This is a genomic window from Vibrio sp. MMH1-50 (assembly GCF_022347645.1).
GTDB classification, from domain to species: Bacteria; Pseudomonadota; Gammaproteobacteria; order Enterobacterales; family Vibrionaceae; genus Vibrio; species Vibrio harveyi.
The window spans coordinates 81,790-100,259 of record NZ_JAKRGG010000014.1 but is presented as its reverse complement, the minus strand read 5'-3'; the positions used below and the strand labels follow the sequence as shown (position 1 = coordinate 100,259).

16 protein-coding genes are annotated in these 18,470 nt (G+C 45.0%); 8 read left to right on the top strand and 8 right to left on the bottom strand.

The genetic code is table 11. The features are described 5' to 3' along the window. Positions 1–79: 79 nt before the first annotated feature. Positions 80–1,480, top strand: a complete 1,401-nt coding sequence (gene asnS, locus MHO32_RS12950) for an asparagine--tRNA ligase (RefSeq protein WP_005445169.1) — start codon at positions 80–82, stop codon at positions 1,478–1,480. A gap of 85 nt (positions 1,481–1,565) precedes the next feature. On the opposite strand, the gene MHO32_RS12945 is transcribed toward asnS, so the two are convergent. The 3 genes from MHO32_RS12945 to MHO32_RS12935 all read right to left on the bottom strand — a co-directional run bounded on the left by MHO32_RS12945 (position 1,566) and on the right by MHO32_RS12935 (position 3,669). Further along, on the bottom strand, positions 1,566–1,925 hold the full coding sequence (locus tag MHO32_RS12945; protein ID WP_009703467.1) for a hypothetical protein: 360 nt from the start codon (positions 1,923–1,925) through the stop codon (positions 1,566–1,568). Positions 1,926–1,956: 31 nt separating this feature from the next. After that, a complete protein-coding gene (locus tag MHO32_RS12940) occupies positions 1,957–2,178 on the bottom strand; it encodes a hypothetical protein (protein ID WP_017817919.1) in 222 nt (73 codons plus the stop codon). Between the two features lie 99 nt (positions 2,179–2,277). After that, a complete protein-coding gene (locus MHO32_RS12935; RefSeq protein WP_239212382.1) occupies positions 2,278–3,669 on the bottom strand; it encodes an aminotransferase-like domain-containing protein in 1,392 nt (463 codons plus the stop codon). 177 nt (positions 3,670–3,846) lie between these two features. Between MHO32_RS12935 and MHO32_RS12930 the strand changes: the two genes are divergently transcribed. From MHO32_RS12930 to MHO32_RS12915, 4 genes are all read left to right on the top strand, one after another. Further along, complete coding sequence (locus tag MHO32_RS12930; RefSeq protein WP_033008727.1) at positions 3,847–4,077, top strand: hypothetical protein; 231 nt, start codon at positions 3,847–3,849, stop codon at positions 4,075–4,077. A gap of 355 nt (positions 4,078–4,432) precedes the next feature. Continuing rightward, positions 4,433–4,732 (top strand): hypothetical protein, encoded by a 300-nt coding sequence (locus MHO32_RS12925; RefSeq protein WP_005445160.1) that lies wholly within the window; start codon positions 4,433–4,435, stop codon positions 4,730–4,732. Between the two features lie 533 nt (positions 4,733–5,265). Beyond that, positions 5,266–6,732, top strand: a complete 1,467-nt coding sequence (locus MHO32_RS12920; protein WP_009698381.1) for an HD domain-containing phosphohydrolase — start codon at positions 5,266–5,268, stop codon at positions 6,730–6,732. Between the two features lie 181 nt (positions 6,733–6,913). Next, positions 6,914–8,104 carry an amino acid aminotransferase gene (locus MHO32_RS12915; protein WP_009700606.1) on the top strand — a complete coding sequence of 397 codons (1,191 nt, stop codon included), beginning with the start codon at positions 6,914–6,916 and terminating at the stop codon, positions 8,102–8,104. Positions 8,105–8,209: 105 nt separating this feature from the next. Here MHO32_RS12915 and MHO32_RS12910 read toward each other — a convergent pair whose 3' ends face one another. Beyond that, positions 8,210–8,851: an outer membrane beta-barrel protein gene (locus tag MHO32_RS12910; protein ID WP_239212380.1), complete on the bottom strand. Its 642-nt coding sequence runs from the start codon at positions 8,849–8,851 to the stop codon at positions 8,210–8,212. Positions 8,852–9,071: 220 nt separating this feature from the next. On the opposite strand from MHO32_RS12910, the gene MHO32_RS12905 reads away from it, so the two are divergent. Then, entirely contained in the window at positions 9,072–10,961 is a 1,890-nt protein-coding gene (locus tag MHO32_RS12905; protein WP_005445155.1) for a DUF294 nucleotidyltransferase-like domain-containing protein, read from the top strand. A gap of 11 nt (positions 10,962–10,972) precedes the next feature. Continuing rightward, entirely contained in the window at positions 10,973–11,689 is a 717-nt protein-coding gene (locus tag MHO32_RS12900; protein ID WP_033001524.1) for a 3'-5' exonuclease, read from the top strand. 71 nt (positions 11,690–11,760) lie between these two features. On the opposite strand, the gene MHO32_RS12895 is transcribed toward MHO32_RS12900, so the two are convergent. Next, complete coding sequence (locus MHO32_RS12895) at positions 11,761–13,644, bottom strand: methyl-accepting chemotaxis protein (protein WP_005445153.1); 1,884 nt, start codon at positions 13,642–13,644, stop codon at positions 11,761–11,763. A gap of 228 nt (positions 13,645–13,872) precedes the next feature. Then, positions 13,873–15,444 (bottom strand): BCCT family transporter, encoded by a 1,572-nt coding sequence (locus MHO32_RS12890; protein WP_005445152.1) that lies wholly within the window; start codon positions 15,442–15,444, stop codon positions 13,873–13,875. Positions 15,445–15,840: 396 nt separating this feature from the next. On the opposite strand from MHO32_RS12890, the gene cosR reads away from it, so the two are divergent. Next, on the top strand, positions 15,841–16,317 hold the full coding sequence (cosR, locus tag MHO32_RS12885) for a MarR family transcriptional regulator CosR (protein ID WP_005445149.1): 477 nt from the start codon (positions 15,841–15,843) through the stop codon (positions 16,315–16,317). Between the two features lie 48 nt (positions 16,318–16,365). On the opposite strand, the gene MHO32_RS12880 is transcribed toward cosR, so the two are convergent. Both MHO32_RS12880 and MHO32_RS12875 read right to left on the bottom strand, forming a co-directional pair. Beyond that, positions 16,366–17,004: a response regulator gene (locus MHO32_RS12880; RefSeq protein WP_005445147.1), complete on the bottom strand. Its 639-nt coding sequence runs from the start codon at positions 17,002–17,004 to the stop codon at positions 16,366–16,368. After that, positions 16,997–18,352, bottom strand: coding sequence for a cache domain-containing protein (locus MHO32_RS12875; RefSeq protein ID WP_239212378.1), 1,356 nt, complete (start codon positions 18,350–18,352; stop codon positions 16,997–16,999). Before MHO32_RS12875 ends, MHO32_RS12880 begins: the two co-directional genes overlap by 8 nt. Between the last annotated feature and the right edge of the window lie 118 nt (positions 18,353–18,470).

The window sequence follows — 18,470 nt, the reverse complement described above, 5'->3', positions numbered from 1 at the left end:
TTTTTAAACAATTTTGTTGTGAGACAGGCACTTTTAAGTGTTGAGTTGAATTTTTACCTCAATGGAGAATATTGAAAACATGACTTACGCGCCTGTATCAGACGTTTTGAAAGGTCAGCTAGCAGTAGACAGTGAAGTAACTGTTCGTGGCTGGATCCGTTCACGTCGTGATTCCAAAGCTGGAATCTCTTTCCTTGCCATTTATGACGGCTCTTGTTTCGACCCGATTCAGGCCGTGGTCCCTAATAATCTTAATAATTACGACAACGAAGTACTTAAGCTAACGACTGGCTGCTCTGTTGAAGTAACTGGTAAGATTGTTGCCTCTCCTGCGAAAGGTCAAGACTTCGAACTAGCAGCAACTGACGTTAAAGTTGTTGGCTGGGTTGAAGATGCTGACACTTACCCAATGGCAAAAACTCGTCACTCTATCGAGTACCTACGCGAAGTAGCTCACCTACGTCCACGCACAAACGTGATTGGTGCAGTAGCACGCGTACGTAACTGCCTATCTCAAGCAATCCACCGCTTCTACCACGAGCAAGGTTACTTCTGGGTATCAGCGCCATTGATCACAGCTTCTGACGCAGAAGGTGCTGGTGAAATGTTCCGCGTATCTACGCTAGACATGGAAAACCTGCCTCGCACTGACGATGGTAAAGTTGACTACAACGAAGACTTCTTCGGTAAAGAGACGTTCCTAACGGTATCTGGTCAGCTAAACGCAGAAGCTTACGCTTGTGCACTAAGCAAAGTTTACACGTTTGGTCCTACTTTCCGTGCTGAAAACTCAAACACAAGCCGCCACCTAGCGGAATTCTGGATGGTTGAGCCTGAAGTTGCGTTCGCAGAACTAGACGACGTTGCAAAATTGGCTGAAGACATGCTGAAGTTTGTATTCAAAGCCGTTCTTGAAGAATGTCGTGATGACCTTGAGTTCTTTGCTCAACGTATCGACAAAGAAGCAATTACTCGCCTAGAGCAGTTTGTCTCTTCTGACTTCGCACAAGTTGACTACACAGACGCGATCCAAATCCTGCTTGATTCTGGTCGTGAATTCGAATTCCCAGTTGAATGGGGTATCGATATGTCTTCTGAGCATGAGCGCTTCCTTGCTGAAGAACACTTCAAAGCACCTGTAATCGTTAAGAACTACCCGAAAGACATCAAAGCATTCTACATGCGTGCTAACGATGACGGTAAAACAGTCGCAGCGATGGATGTACTAGCACCAGGCATCGGCGAAATCATCGGTGGTTCTCAACGTGAAGAGCGTCTCGACATCCTAGATGCACGTATGCGTGAAGTGGGTATCGATCCTGAGCACATGAGCTGGTACCGCGACCTACGTCGTTACGGCACAGTGCCACACGCAGGCTTCGGTCTAGGCTTTGAGCGTCTAGTATCTTACGTAACAGGTATGGGCAACGTTCGTGACGTGATCCCATTCCCACGTACTCCTCGCTCTGCGAACTTCTAATTACCTAGAGTGATACAGAATTAAAAAGACCTCCCAAGTGGAGGTCTTTTAGTTTGTGGCAGTTTCATCGTTTCTGTTATTTCAACTATTTCAGCGTCACACTCATTGCATTGTCGTTAACCGCACCAATCATGAGTGGCTTACCTACGTCACCCTCTTTGATTAACACTTGTGTGTTCACACTAGAGCTAGAATGCTGGGTTTTACTTTCTTGCATAGCAACAACGTCAACGAGGTAGCCCGACGACTGTTTTCTCACAAAGCCAGAAAAATCAACCTGCTCTTGATCATTGTTGATTTGGGCTTCGAACTGTTCGTTGGCTTGTATTTGAGCAACAAGCTCCGACTTTCCGTAGTGTAAGATCACCGATTCGGGCTCATCACCTTGATTAGCCGTGCAACCAAAAGTGATAGCAGACAGTGCCAGTAGCCATGCATGTTTCATAGTGTTTATTCCTAACTTCTATCTCATGAATCTAAGGCTTATTCTCATCATCTTTATCTGCCTTGGCGGCATACTTAACACCCAGTACGCACAAACCAAACATAATAAAGGGGATCACAGCCGCGGTGTATTCCGTCCACGCCATGTGAGAGAACGATTTCGCCAAAATAAGGTGCGCAAATACCAACAGAAATGCGCTAAAAATGGCAACGGCGATCAATCTTAATTCATGTTTTACCAACTGCTTTTTCATTGTCACTCCAATCATCACAATATTTCTGTATCCGATTGAAGCACAACCCAAGTAAACCACTCTGATACAGTTAGGTCAAAAAAGGATTAAACAGTTTCTTTAGTGAAGTAACTCACCCAATTTCCCCAAAGCCTGACACAGATTGTCATCAATGGGCAGAGAAGTATTCAAACGCAGATAGTCCTGATATTGCTCATCGACCGAGAACAACGCACCATGCGCAACAGTTACCTGCTGTGATAGTAAGGTGTGATGAACCGCTTTACTGCTTATCCCTTGAGGCAACTTAAGCCATAAGAAATAACCGCCAGTAGGAAGATAGTACTCAATAGATTTAGGCAAACACTCTTTCATTGTTTGCACAAACATAGCTTGGCGCTGTTCAAGCCCTTTACGCAACTTTCTTAGATGATTGTCATAGCTGTCATTTTGCAGGTAATGCGCAACTCCCTGTTGAATAGGTGCACTGCCAGATAGCGTCGACATCAGTTGAAGCTTTTGAACACGCTCGTTAAAGCGCTTGGTGATCACCCACCCCAACCGATAGCCGGGACAAAGACTTTTTGAAAGAGAGCCACAATGCAAAACGCGCTCTTGGTCATCATAGGTTTTCAGCGATGTAGGTTTCTTGTCGGAGAAATACAACTCTGCGTATACATCATCTTCAATCAGATACACATCATGTAGATTGGCAAGCTCAACAACACGTTGCTTTTGTTCGTCGCTCAACGAAGTGCCTGTTGGATTATGAAAGTTACTCATAAGCCAGCAAGCCTTAACGTTGTGCTGTGCAAAAGCTTGTTCCATCTGAGCCAAGGAATGCCCTTTCTCGGCATCTACCGAGATCTCAATGGCATTCAACCCTAGTCGTTCAATTGCTTGTAACGCACCATAAAATGTTGGCGACTCAATGACAACCGTATCCCCTGGCTCAGTAACCACTTGCAAACTGAGGTTGAGCGCTTCTAACGCGCCAGAGGTAATAACGATATCATCATGCGTTAAAGTCATGCCTTGCTGTATATAGCGCTGGGCAATCGAGCGGCGTAAAGAAGCACTACCCGGTGGTAGGTTATCTAACAAGGTATCTGGTCCCATTTTTCGCCCGGAACTGGCAAGGTTACGGTTTAGTGCTTCGAGAGGAAAAAGTGCTGGGTCAGGAAACGCGGAGCCTAGCTTTGTCGCGTTTGGCACGGTTTGTTGTTTGAGGAAATCGTACAACTCATCGTTTAGTGAAGTACGATACGCATTGTTATCAGCACCAGCAGCGTCGAGACGTTCGAGCTCAGCAGTAACAAAGTAACCCGACTGAGGTTTAGCAATCACCCAACCTTGCGCTTCGAGCAATTGATAGGCTTGTAACACAGTTCCTGTACTGACCGAATGGTTGCGGCTAGTGACACGCACGGAGGGCAACTTCTCTCCTGCTCTCCATGTATTTTGTTGAATTTGCGTTTTAAACAGCTCAGCCAGTTGGCGGTATCGGTTCATGCTTCCCTCATTTCTTACTACCGAGCGCACCTTAGCATACTTCACGCCCTGATTCCGATCTTCGACTTATCAAACTCGAAACGTAATTAATCAATCTTAGTGATATCAATTGACGTTACGAAATGAGAATTTATGTTCCATACTTTCAAAGGTATGAATATTCTACGGGAGGAAATGATGAAAATGTTTACGATGGATGACCTCTCTTATCGAGGCGTACACCAAGGGGTTCATAGCTGGGACCACCCAGAAGGCAATAACCCATATTATTGGCACCCAGATTGGTTGCACATCGCTGAGGATGCACTAGGGGTGCACCCAAAAGCAGAGCTCGATGTCCCAGAGGGTGAAGCAGCCACACCTGAGCATGCAAAGGCAGCAATTATCAAACATCTCAATGGGCAATAATATTGATTATACCCAAGTGACTTCAAGATGCGGGATTCAGTGCGCTGTCATTGATTCGAGGTCAAGGAGAACAACCGCTGCGGAATAGTTAGCTCTTTCCAAGTTGTTTGACTCAGAGGTCGAATCAACGACACGCTCCCAAAGGGCGAGGTTACTTGGGCATAAATACCTATTTTTCAGGCGGTTATTGCTAGGTGGGATCAACAAATATATCTGAATGAGAGCTGTGCAACGGAATGGATTATTTATCAACAAGATAAATAGATAGCAATCACATTAATTCCGATGACATCTGTTACATTTATAGAGTAATGGTGACGCACACCTCAACTCATGACTATGAGAGACGATAATAATGACGAAATACAACGAAAACGACATTCAATACAAAGGCGAATCTAATGGTGTTCACTCTTGGAGTACAACATCAGGTCAGCCTTACTACTGGCACCCAGATTGGTTGCACGTTGCTGAAGACGCAACGGGTTCTCATCCTAAACAAAAAATCGAAGTAGAATCCGCTGAAGCACCAACAGAAAAACATGCATTGAAAGCTATCCTTAAGCACATGAACGATTGGGCAACAGGCAAACTGTCTTCTAACCCAGACATCGAAACGAATGCACATGAATCACAAATGGATTTGAAAAAGTAATTCCTACCCTTTTTCATGTCGATGATTGAGACCAAGCCTCGCCATAGCGGGGCTTTTTTGTAAATCCTTCGCTATATCAATGTCACTTCAAGATGCTAGATTCAGAGTATTGTCACTATTCCCTCTTTACCAAAAGACAGCAAGGAAAACAGCGAAGCGGAATTGCAAGCTATATCCAAGTTGTTTGACGATGCTATTTAGTTAGCAAAGAACGTACTTCAGTGACAGGCTCCCGAAGGGCGAGTGGCTTTAGTTCACATGCTTCTTTAACAATTTTCGAATTAGCCCCCCTAGATCTTCAAATTGTTGCCTCACCTTCAAACCAAGCCATCCTCGCTGAAGCAAGCATCTCAAGGTTACTTGAGCATATACATAACAAATTTCTATCATTTATAAGAATCTATCGATAAAATTTCAGGTCTCGATTTTACTAGTGACAGATCAATCAACAGACATCAATTCCACAGTACCTCTCTCTTCTTGCTCAACTAATAGAGAAAACGATGCTGAGATTTGTCCAAAAAAGGATAACCATGGTGAATACTAACTACAATGCACCACTTACATTCCAACTTTACCTAGCTGCGGCGTTCTTTTTTGGCACATACGGTGGACGCGTCTGCCCGATGCTCAGCACGCTGAGCGTATACGAAGTGATCTTACATTGCGCGGTGGTTTTTACGTTCCTCTATCTTGTTCGCCACTTTATTCTTGTCTCACATCCTTTGATTGCACAAAACCGACAAGCCAAGCTTGATACTGTGTTGTTTACCGCTGTAAGTATTCCTTTTGCTGCGTACTATAACCTTCAATACGACTTTACCTTCGACAGCAATGTGAAAGTGTTGTTTGGTATGGCGCTCTTTGGCTTTTTAACTGGTTCTATCTTGCAACTGCAAAGCAAGCTGGTTCAATTTGACAGCCTACGTCAACAAAACCAATTTGGCTTTGCGTTATCAGGTCAGCGCCAATCCATGGTGAAACAAATGATAGGCATGATGATCGCCTTGCTCATCACCTTGACCACCATTTTGACCATGGTCGCAGTCAAAGACATTTATTGGTTGGAGCAAAACCCAGAGCAAATCACCAATGGGCTAGGCAAAATCAGCTTCATTAAAGAGTTGGTTTACATCGCACTTGTCGTCGGAGGCTATGTAATCGCGATTATGGTGCTTTGGACTCGCTTGATGCAAAAAATCTTGTTTAGCCAAGAGCAAGCTTTGCTGGAAGTGACACAAGGGAAAATTGCGCAACGTTTACCAGTTTTCCAACATGATGAGCTTGGCTCGATGGCCTGTTTAACTAACCAAATGCTCGACAGTTTGCAAGTTTCGCAAGATGAGGTCAAAGCCACGCGAGATGTTGCCATTGTCAGTTTGTCGGCATTGGCTGAATCACGTGATAATGAAACCGGTGCGCACATTATGCGCACGCAACAATATGTAAAAGTATTGGCTGAACATTTAAGCCAATTTGAACAACATTGTTCATTACTGACTCCAAATTATATCGAACTACTTTACAAATCGGCGCCGCTGCATGACGTCGGAAAAGTCGGTGTACCAGATAGCGTGTTACTAAAACCGGGAAAACTGACCGATGAAGAGTTTGAGATCATGAAAGGACATGCACAAATTGGTGCCGAAGCGCTGTCAATTGCTGAAAAACAGCTAGGAAGTAGTTCGTTTTTGCGCGTTGCTAAAGAGATTGCCCTAACACACCATGAAAAGTGGGATGGTAGTGGCTATCCAAATCAATTAAGCGGCGAGAACATCCCTTTATCCGGTCGTTTAATGGCATTAGCAGATGTGTATGACGCTCTTATTTCTAAGCGTGTATATAAGCCTGCTTTCAGCCATGACAAGGCGAAAGCCATCATCCTAGAGGGTAAAGGCAAACATTTCGATCCTCAAATCGTCGATGCATTTCTTGCAGTTGAAACCGAATTTCAACATATCGCACATCAATATCAAGATGAGCAAAACATCGCCGCTTAGCCAATTATCCCCCTCTTAAAACGCTTGTTAAGAGGGGTTTTTATATCAAAAGCCTCCGTTATGTTAGATTTCTGTTTCAAATCAAAACTTTTTTAAGTTTTCTTATCACTAACTGTTGTAACGAATATTGCTGAAAGGTATAAATGTCAGCAGACCCCTTCGATTAACATGGATGAAGATTATGTTTGAAAAAGTAGTTGCCGCTCCGGCTGACCCTATTCTTGGACTTACTGAAGAGTTTAAAAAAGATGCTCGCGCCGAAAAAATTAACCTAGGCGTTGGTATTTACAAGAACGAACAAGGTGAAACCCCTGTTCTTGCGACTGTTAAAAAAGCCGAAGCCGCACTGATTGAAACTGAAAAAACCAAATCTTACCTAACAATCGAAGGTACAGCAGAATACGGTCTAGCAGTACAAAAACTGCTTTTCGGCGCAGACGCGGAAATCGTTGCTGGCAAGCGTGCTAAAACAGCACAAGCACCAGGTGGCACAGGTGCTCTACGTGTAGCAGGTGAGTTCATTAAGCGTCAGCTTGGTGATGTGAAGATCTGGATCAGCAACCCTACTTGGGCAAACCACAATGGCGTATTCACTGCAGCTGGAATCGAAACAGCGCAATACAGCTACTACAACGCAGAAACCAAAGATAAAGACTTCGCTGCTATGGTTAACGACCTGCAAGGTGCATCTGAAGGTGACGTTGTTCTTCTGCATGGCTGCTGTCACAACCCTACAGGTATCGATCCAACAGCTGAAGAGTGGGAAACGCTGGCTAAGCTGGTTGCAGAGAAAAAACTGCTTCCTCTATTCGACTTCGCATACCAAGGCTTTGCTAAAGGTGTAGAAGAAGATGCAGCTGGTCTTCGTACTTTCGCTAAGTACAACAAAGAAATCCTAGTCGCGAGTTCTTTCTCTAAGAACTTCGGTCTATACAATGAGCGTGTTGGTGCATTCACTCTGGTTGCTGAATCAGAAGACGTTGCAACAACGGCGTTCTCACAAGTAAAAGCCATCATCCGTTCTATCTACTCTAACCCACCAGCGCACGGTAGCGCTGTTGTGACTCACATTCTTGGTGACGCAGACCTGCGCGCAGAATGGGAAGCAGAAGTAGCGGAAATGCGTGACCGAATCCAAGAGATGCGTGAACTATTCGTTGCTACTCTTAAGGCAGAAGGTGTGGATGCTGACTTCAGCTTCATCGAGCGCCAAAACGGTATGTTCTCGTTCTCTGGTCTATCCAAAGAGCAAGTAAACCGTCTGAAAGAAGAGTTCGGTATCTATATCGTAGGCTCAGGTCGTATCAGCGTTGCAGGTATGACAAAAGCAAACATGGGTCCTCTATGTAAAGGCATCGCTGCGGTTCTGTAATCGCGTCGAAAGTCACAAATTAAAAAGGTCAGCACTCGCTGACCTTTTTTGATTCTACCGCTTGTTGAAACGCCACTATACAAGGTGGCGCTACACTCCTATGAACTAATACACAAACTTAAAGCTAATTCCAACTTCATTGATGTGATCTGACGGTTGACCTTGATAATCGGTGTCACGGAACTGGTAATAAAGACCGGTACCAATCACGCGATGCCATTGGTAGTTAAAGGCAATCTTATAGTTGTTCTCGTCGACGATATCACTTCGATTCAAGTGCACTTCTGCCGTCCCCATTAGCTTTTCACTAAATAGGTAATTTGCGCCAAACGTGACGCCTTGAATAAACTCGCTATCCGAGGACAGTGTACGGTCGGTTTTATCATCAGTCGCTTTGGCTTTAATTGCGCCAAGCCCATAAATCCCGTAGATATCAAACTTCTCGTTGACGCCATAACGATAACCACCACCGAACAACAAACGGTCAATACGCAAAGTGAAATTGTCTGGGTGGAAAAATTGCGCCGAGTAGTCAACGTTAAACAGCCAGTTATCGGTAAATAGGTAATTACCGCCAAGCCCTAGAGTGGTAGCGTTAGAATTATCGAGCCACTCTTCATTCGTTGTCCCGGCACCAATGTCTAAATTAATGTGCTCGTAACCAAACTTCTCGACCTGTTCTGACTCTGAGGCAACGCCCATTAGTGGTAATGCTACAAGAGGTGCCGCGAATAATAGTCTTACCATTCTACTTCCTTCCATGAGTGTCATCCAAAACTCTTCTTTAATACGCCCATTGTATTGATTTAATTCGGCATCTTGATGACAGCGTAGCCGAATTGATGGCGATTTGCCGTGCGACTTGTCCGAATCTTATCATTGCGCACGAAAAACAGTGATCCGATAAGATTCTGTTTTAAAACTAAGTTAAGATTACCCTATCACTTGCAAACCAAAAGGCACCTTAATGGAAGCAGAACTTCTCGAGATATATAACTTTCTCGCCAAGTATCCCCCATTCAACGAGCTTCCGGAAGAAACGCTCACCAAAGTGACCGAGAACATCGAAATCTCATACTATCGTCAAGATACTCCCGTCATTCATTTCGGCGACCAGATCCACGATCTATACATGGTTCGTAGTGGCGTGGTTGAGGTCTATCGACGCAAAGGTGAACTTTACAACCGACTCGACGAGGGTGACCTTTTTGGTCAAATGGGGCTTCTGACCAACAACAAAGTTCGCTTCCCAGTAAAAGCGATAGAAGATTCCCTACTCTACTGCATTCCTCAAGACATTTTCCAAGAACTGTATGATAACTTCGACTCATTCGCTGATTTTGTTGAAGTAGAGAACAGTGCTCGTTTGCGCCAAGCAGTGTCAGAAAACAACGATGCCAATGACCTAACCACTTCTAAGGTCAAAACCTTATTAACCCGTGACGCACCGACGATTGAACGTGGACAGACGATCCAAGAAGCCGCGCAATTGATGGCGCAAGACAATGTTTCTTCATTGTTGATTGTGGACCCAGACTTTGTGCTGGACGAAGAAGACCCACAATCTCCGGTGCTAGGTATCATTACCGACCGTGATTTGTGTACCCGAGTTTTAGCCGAAGGCTTATCACCGCAAGACGATGTCTCCACGGTGATGACCACTGAGGTTATCTCACTCGATCATAACGCATACGTATATGAAGCCATGCTGACCATGTTGCGCTACAACGTGCATCATTTGCCAGTGGTTAAAGATCAAATGCCGATTGGTATTATCGAAGCTACCGATATTGTACGTTATGAATCGCAAAACTCACTGTTGCTGGTCAGTAGTATCTTCCAGCAGCAAAGCATCGAAGATTTAGCGATTGTGGCAGAAGAAGTAAAGAGCAGTTTTGTTCGCTTGGTCAACGAAGACGCCAACTCACACATGGTGGGCAGCGCGATGTCGGTGATCGGTCGCAGCTTTAAGCAACGCCTTTTAGAAATGGCAGAAGAAGAACTCGGTCCACCTCCTATCCCTTATTGCTTCCTTGCTCTTGGTTCAATGGGGCGCGACGAACAGTTGCTGGTCACTGACCAAGACAATGCAATCATCCTAGATGACACCTACAAAGAAGAGAAACACGGTAAATACTTTGAGGCTCTCGCACAATATGTCAGTGATGGTTTGAACGTATGCGGTTACAAATACTGTACTGGCGACATTATGGCGACCAACCCGATGTGGCGAATGACCCGCTCACAATGGGAAGAATGCTTTGCCGATTGGATTGATGACCCCAATCCAAAAGCGCTACTCAATGCATCCATCTTCTTTGATTTAGATGGGGTTTACGGCCGCTTAAAATGGGCAGAGCAGCTCACCAGCTTCATCGTACGTCGTGCCCGCAAGAACAATCGCTTCCTAGCCTGCTTGGCACGTAACGCATTAAATCGAACTCCACCACTTGGCTTCTTCAAAGACTTTGTGATGGAAAAAGACGGTCAGCATAAAAACTCAATCAACTTGAAACGCCGTGGTACTGCGCCATTGGTCGATCTGATCCGCGTTCATTCTCTGGCGGTAGGCTCACGTGCACAGAATTCATTTGAGCGTCTCGATGACATCATTGATGCTGGCATCTTACCAAAAGGGCGCGCACAAGATCTTAAAGACGCCATGGAGTTCATCTCAATGGTGCGTATCCGCCACCAAGCAATTGATGTTGAGTTAGGTATTGAACCAGACAACAACATTGAGCCTGAAAACTTGTCGGATTTTGAACGTCGTAATTTGAAAGATGCGTTCCAGATCCTAAGTAATGGTCAGAACTTCCTTAAGTTCCGCTATCAGGCTAGTAACAAGTTTAAGTGAGGCGTGAAGTGATAAAGAAGTTATTTCAAAAGCCGAGTATTCAGTGGCCAGTGAAGTTTCAGCAGAAACTTGAGCGTGCCACTGATGAACGCTTAGTCGCCTTTTACGGTAAAGCGCTGCCAGCACCTGAAACGCCACTATCCCAAGTGGAGTTCGTTGCGCTTGATTTTGAGACTACCGGTTTGAACCCACAAAAAAACGGCATCATCACCATTGGTTTGGTGCCGTTCGATCTCAATCGAATTTTCCTACGCCAAGCAAAGCACTGGAAGGTGCGACCACAGGAAAAACTCGATGAAGAATCAGTCATCATTCATGGTATCACTCACAGTGAACTGATTGACGCTCCCGATCTGGGTGAAATCCTCGCTCCCTTGCTAGAAAGCTTAGCGGGTAAGATTGTAGTGGTACATTACCGCCGTATCGAGCGTGAGTTTCTCGACCAAGCACTGCGCTCTCGTATTGGTGAAGGTATTGAGTTTCCAGTTCTTGATACGTTGCAAATTGAAGAAAACATTCAACAAAAAGCAGCGGGCGGTCTTTGGAACAAGCTCAAGGGCAATAAGCCAAAATCATTACGCTTAGCCCAGTCTCGCCGTCGTTATGGCTTACCAGACTATACACCGCACCATGCTCTAACCGATGCCATTGCTACAGCAGAGCTGCTGCAAGCCCAAATTGCCCATCATTATAACCCAGAGCAACCTATCAGTAGCCTGTGGTTGTAATTCGGCTTACGTTATCTTTGAGCAACAAAAAAGGAGCCATATGGCTCCTTTTTATTCAAAACAACAAAAGCTTACAGCTTAAAGCGTCTGATCTCTTGTTCTAGCTCGTGAGAAAGCTCAGACAGGTGCGCTGCTTGCTCAGCCGCCTGATGCGCTTCCACAGAAAGCTCATTCGATACGTCACGAATGCCCTCTGTATTACGAGTAATCTCAGTGGTTACTGACGCTTGCTCTTCTGCTGCTGAAGCAATTTGAGTTGCCATATCACTGATTCGCTCTACCGCAGAGTGAATTTGCGTCAGGCTAACTGCCGCAGAGTTTGCATCATCCACGCTAGTATCTGCTAGACGACGACTGTCATCCATAATACCCACCGCTTTCGCCGTAGTACCTTGCAGCATTTCGATGGTTTCTTGAATCTCTTGCGTTGAAGCGTGAGTACGTTGGCTCAACACACGAACTTCATCCGCAACCACCGCAAAACCGCGACCTTGTTCACCAGCACGCGCTGCTTCAATCGCCGCATTCAGTGCCAGTAAGTTGGTTTGTTCGGCAATACCTTGAATAGTCGAAAGAATCGTATTAATCGCGTTACCGTGCGCTTCTAGCTCTTGAATCACGTTGGTCGCGACTTGAACTTCTTGCGCTAGGTTTTGGATCGAACCTTGCGTTTGCGTTACTTGACCAGAGCCATGCACACATGCTTGTACCGCTTCTTCCGAGCTTGATGCTGTGTTGTCCGCGTTACCAGCAATCTCTTGTGTTGCTGCCGCCATTTCGTTAACCGCAGTCGCCACCATGTTGATTTCGTCTTGCTGATAAGAAATACGCTGGCTACGTTCTTCGGCTTGCTGTGCCGTTGTACGAGCTTGCTCAGACAGTGCGGACGATACGTGACTTAGTTTCGTCACCATCGTGTGCATATTGCCGACAAAACGGTTGAAGTTATCAGCCAGCTTGCCGACTTCGTCATCACTGCGCGGTTCTAGACGTTGCGTCAAGTCACCTTCACCAGAAGCAATTTCTTCCAATGCTTGTGAAACACGACCCAAATCGCGGAACAAGAAACCTACTAGCCATGAAACAGCAACAATCACGACGATAGTGATCAACACAGCGGTGATCAGCATTTCTCGTAACAATTGAGCGTGGCTTGCCTCTTCTGTTGCACGATCCATTTCAATCGCAAACATCCAATGTGTGCCAGGCACTTTACTGAAGTAGTAAAGCTTCTCTTTGCCTTTGATTGTTGCACTTTCAATCGCACCAGAGTTGGCTGCGCGCTCAATAGAATCTTTAGAAAATTCTTTAGAAAGGTCGGTGATTGGCTTAAGCGTTAGGCTCTTATTTGGATGAGCAAGGAAAGTGCCATCGTTCATATCGATCAGCATTGCATGAGCATTGTCACCTGCGTCTAGGCTGATGACGTCATTGATCAACTGGTCAATCAGTACATCTGCACCGACAACACCAATGAACTTACCGTTTTTCATTACTGGCTCAGCAATTGTCACCAACAGCGCGTTAGTGATAGCGTCTTGGTAAGCTTCTGTGATGATTTGCTTGCCTGCTGCGTTTGCGTCTTTGTACCAAGGACGCGTGCGAGGATCGTAATCAGCACGGTTACGCTCGGGATGAGAACGATACATACCACCTTCTGGTGTACCTAAGAAGATATCGTCAAAGCCACCAGCTTTACGTGCTTGTTGTAGGAAAGGCACAACGTCTTGCTCAGTTGAGTAGTCGTTGAAAGCCGTCGCAATATCTTTACGAATTGCCACCCAGTCAGAAATACCTTCTGAAGCGGCGTTACTTAGGCTTTGTGCTCGTGAATAGACACCTGAACGCGTCTGATCAAGAAGTTGACCAGCCGACAACCAAGTCAGTGCTGTTGCCATCACAACAACAGCAGAGAGGCTTGCGCCAATTAGCTTTTGTTTTAATGATAATTTCATAATTATTATAGAGGTTGGGAGAACAGTTAAGGTGGGTGAATATTACACATTTTTTAATCACTAATCACGAGATTTTACTAATAAAAATAAAACATTAACTCATTGTAAATTAATGACTTATTTCGTCATTATTTTGTCTACCGTCAGAAAAATCACACAAAAAAAGCCAGCAAAACGCTGGCTTTTTTAACTTACTAATATTTAAGTAATATTTATAAATCTTATCAATTATTGACGTTCGGTTCTCATACCCATAAGCAGGCTGACACACATCGCCAATAAAACGACGGTAAATGGCAGTGCAGTAGAAATTGCACCCGCTTGCAGCGCTTGAACAGCTTCAGAACCACCGATCCACAGTAATGCAACCGCAATCGCACCTTCCATGAATGCCCAGAATACACGCTGTAACACTGGCGCGTCGACTTTACCACCAGCGGTGATGCTGTCGATAACCAATGAGCCTGAGTCTGAAGAAGTAATAAAGAATACCAATACTAGTACGACTGCAATGATGGATAGCATGTTACCGAATGGCAATACATCGAACATTTGGAACATCGCAAGGGAAACATCAGTCAAACCATTTGCACCTAGCTCGCCCACATTATTGATCACTTGGTCGATAGCAAGACCACCGAATGTCGACATCCAAATCAAGGTAACTGCTGTCGGTACAATTAGAACCGCAGTGATGAATTCACGAACGGTACGACCGCGTGAAACTCGAGCGATAAACATACCTACAAATGGTGACCATGAGATCCACCAAGCCCAGTAGAATACTGTCCAACCTTGGAACCAAGCTTCATCAGTACGATCAAACGGATTACTCAGTGGAATAATATTCTCAACATAAGCCATCAATGTGGTTGGCACAGAGCCTAGTGTTACCGCCCAGCCGATCAAACCAACAAGGATAAGCAATAAGAAAGCAATCACCATGTTGATGTTACTGATGACTTTTACCCCGCCATCAATACCACGAACAACAGAAACAACCGCCAATAGCGTAACAACGGTGATAACGACAATTTGCAGTCCTAGTCCTGGTTCAACGCCAAAGACATGGTGAATACCACTTGCCGCTTGTTGTGCACCTAGACCTAGAGAAGTCGCCAGACCAAACAAGGTTGCCAATACCGCTAGAATATCCACGATGTGACCTGCCCAACCCCATGCGCGATCGCCCAATAACGGGTAGAAAATCGAGCGCATTGAAAGCGGCAGACCTTTGTTGTAAGTAAAGAAAGCAAGAGATAGTGCCACGACACCGTAAATCGCCCATGGGTGTAGACCCCAGTGGAACATGGTCGCACCTAGTGCTAGCTTCGCGGCTTCTGGTGTGTTTGCTTCTACACCCAACGGGGTTTCATACCAACCAGTGAAGTACGCTACTGGCTCTGCCACACTCCAGAACATCAAACCGATACCCATACCAGCAGCAAACAACATGGCCAGCCAGGACATGAATGAGTAATCAGCGACAGCATCTTTACCACCAAGGCGAATCTTACCCATTGGTGAAACGATGAGAGCTAAACAGAAGATAACGAAGATGTTACCAGAGATAATAAACAGCCAGTCAAAAGAACCGATGATTTTCCACTTAATGCCGTCGAGTGCGGTCTTAGCGGTGTGTGCGTCCAGCACAAGTGCAGCAATAAGAAACAGTGCAATGAAACCAGCACTGATACCAAAAACAGGATTATGTACGTCAAAACCCCATTTCTGGACGTTGTCTTGACCAACCGTATAGTCGGTACTGTCGATACTGTACTTATCTATACCTTTTGTCATTATTCCTCTCTTTTTATGTTCAATCTTCTTAACAAGGCATTAAAAATCATTTGAACACGATACATTTTATTTTCCATGAAAGTGGAAGATCCTACCATTTGAGGCGTTTTTGTCTATCTTTTGCTGATAAAAAATCCAATAACTTACATTTCAATCAGAAAAGTGTAGCTAAAAAAGCGGAAACAACCACAGTAATACTTAGACCACAAACATTTCTTACTATAATAATTCTAGTCGTTGCTTTTTTCCTCGCTCAATGACCTTAAAAACAATAAGGAGAGCCAAGGCAAATTATTGAAAATTGGTGTCGCGATCCCTAACGAAGCCCTTTAAATAACAGCGCATTTGAGTTAGTGTCGCCTCGTTACATGATCCCTTAATGACTGGATTACGAAATTGGAAAAGTACGAAGAAGTTTTGGTCTCGATTCGTCAGATCATCCGCGCTATTGATTTACATTCTAAGAAGTTAAGCAAAGAGTCTGGTTTGACGGCTCCTCAGCTGATCCTGATGCGTGCCATTAGTGAATTAAATAACGTCACTATCAAACAATTGTCTAGCCATACCAACATGAGTCAGGCAACGGCGACCACTATCCTTGACCGCTTAGAGCGCAACCAACTTGTTGAGCGCCGCCGCAGTGTCGAAGACAAGCGTAAAGTTCACGCGGTATTGACCGAGAAGGGACAAGAAGCCTTAAAACAGGCCCCGACGCCATTGCAAGAGCATTTTATTAGCCGCTTCCAAAAGCTGGAAGAGTGGGAACAGAGCTTGCTTTTGTCTTCTGTGCAGCGCATCTCGACCATGATGAATGCAGAAGATATTGATGTTGCCCCTATGCTTGAACTTGGCAGTATTACCAAGCCTGAATAAGTATCCCTTCGAGCGCTCTGATGTATGAAAGCATGAGGGCGCCCCTGCCTACTCTATCAATCCTGTTTCAAAAGCGTATTTCGCCAACTCAGCCGTCGAGTGCAAATCCAGTTTGTGTTTGATGTTATGGCGGTGCGTTTCTACCGTTCGATAGCTAATGTCCAACAGCGTCGCAATCTTTTTGCTGCTGTTTCCTTGCGCCACTAACTTAAGTACCGCTTCTTCCCTGCGGCTAAGTGGGTTCGGCTTTTGCGCTGCCGGGACGACATCCTGCGTAAATAAGGTCTGGGTAACGGATTCGCAAAAGTAAGTCGATCCTTGGTTCACCGTTTTTATTGCTTGCACCATTTTCTCTGCTGAAATTTCTTTCAGCATGTAACCTACCGCGCCAGCTTGCATCACCTTCATGATGTATTCACGGTTGTCGTGCATGGTGAGCATTAAAATTTTGCTCTCTGGACGCTCTTCCTTAATTACGCCAGTAGCTTCAATGCCATTCATGATTGGCATACTGATATCCATCAAGATGACATCTGGATTGAGAAGCTTTGATACTTCAATTGCCTCAAGCCCATTACTCGCCGTACCAATCACATCAATATCAGGTTCCAGTTCCAAACGCGCCATAAAACCATCAAGCACCACCTGATGGTCATCAACTATCACCACGCTAATTGGTTTATCCATAAACTAATCCATCCAAATCTAACAATACGGTGATTTCCGTCCCCAAACCGGGCTCGCTCATGAGTTCAAACTCGCCTCCGATAAACTCAACACGCTCACGCATGTTCCGCAATCCAATTCCTTGTCGGTGCACTGAAGGGTTGACCATAAAACCCGTACCGTCGTCTCGTATCAGTAATTGCAGCATATTGCCCATTTTTTGCAAAATTACTGTGACCTTTTTTGCTTTGGCGTGCTTCTCAATGTTGTTTAAAGATTCCTGAGCCACACGATACAAGGTTGTAGCCACTTCAGATTTCAACTTCACTTGCTCGGTATCAAAATGGCTATCGATGTCCATACCAGAGTGCGAATGAAAATCTTGCAATAGTGTAGAAAGCGCGGCTTCTAAGCCAATATCATCCAAGGCACTTGGTCTCAGTTGGTGAGAAATATGGCGTACTTCATTAATCGCAGTGATCAACGAGCGTTGAGATTTATCTAGGTGAGCTTTGAGCTTTTCATCTTCAATACGATGCGCCATCAAATCGAGGTGACATTTGCTCGAAACCAGCAATTGATTGATGCCATCATGGAGCTCTCTCGCCAGATGTTTTTTCTCATCTTCTTGGAACATCACCGTTTTGTGGGCAAGCTCTTTTAGGTTCTTATCCGCTAAACGATGCTCGTGTAAATTGATGGCAAGTGTCAATACGATGATCACCGCCACCGTAACCACCAGAATAATCACCACGGTGAAAAAGGTAGTCTCGATATTTTGATTGATTGCCGCACGCATATTGGCGACTTCACGGCTCACATCTTCAATATACAACCCAGTGCCAATCATCCAATCCCATTTATCAAGCCATGCCGCATAGCTCAGCTTAGGTACCACCTCCCCCGTAGAGGGCTTTTGCCATAGATATTGATGGAACCCGCCCCCAAGCTGCGCTTGATAAAGCAGAGCCTCAATCAGGTGATCGCCATTTTCATCTTGAATATGCAGTAAATTTTGTCCGACTAAGTCCGGGAGAATGGGATGAACAAGGTTCGTACCGTGCTTATCGTAGGCAAAGAAATACCCGTCTGAACCGTAACGTAAGCGGTTTAGGATCGCTTTTACGCGCGCTTTCGCGTCAGCCTCTTCAAGCATAGGATCGTTATAGATATGGGAAATGGCATCAAAGGCGAGATCTACGGTATCTTTTAGTGCCACTTCTTTGGATTGAATTAAGTTCTGATGAAAGATTTCCACCTCACGCTGCCCCAAGGTTTTCGCTTGGTAAATGGAAATCCAACTGATACTGGCTGACACCAAAACCACAGGGATCAGTGCCAACAAGATTAACTTGGCTTTGAGAGGCATCCTTTCCCTCCAATGAAACGCTGATTTGGCTTGGGGCTGTTGACCTTTCGCGATTAAAATCGGTTCGAAACATCAACAGCCCCTGATATTTAATCAGCTTAACAACTTGTCTCAAAAG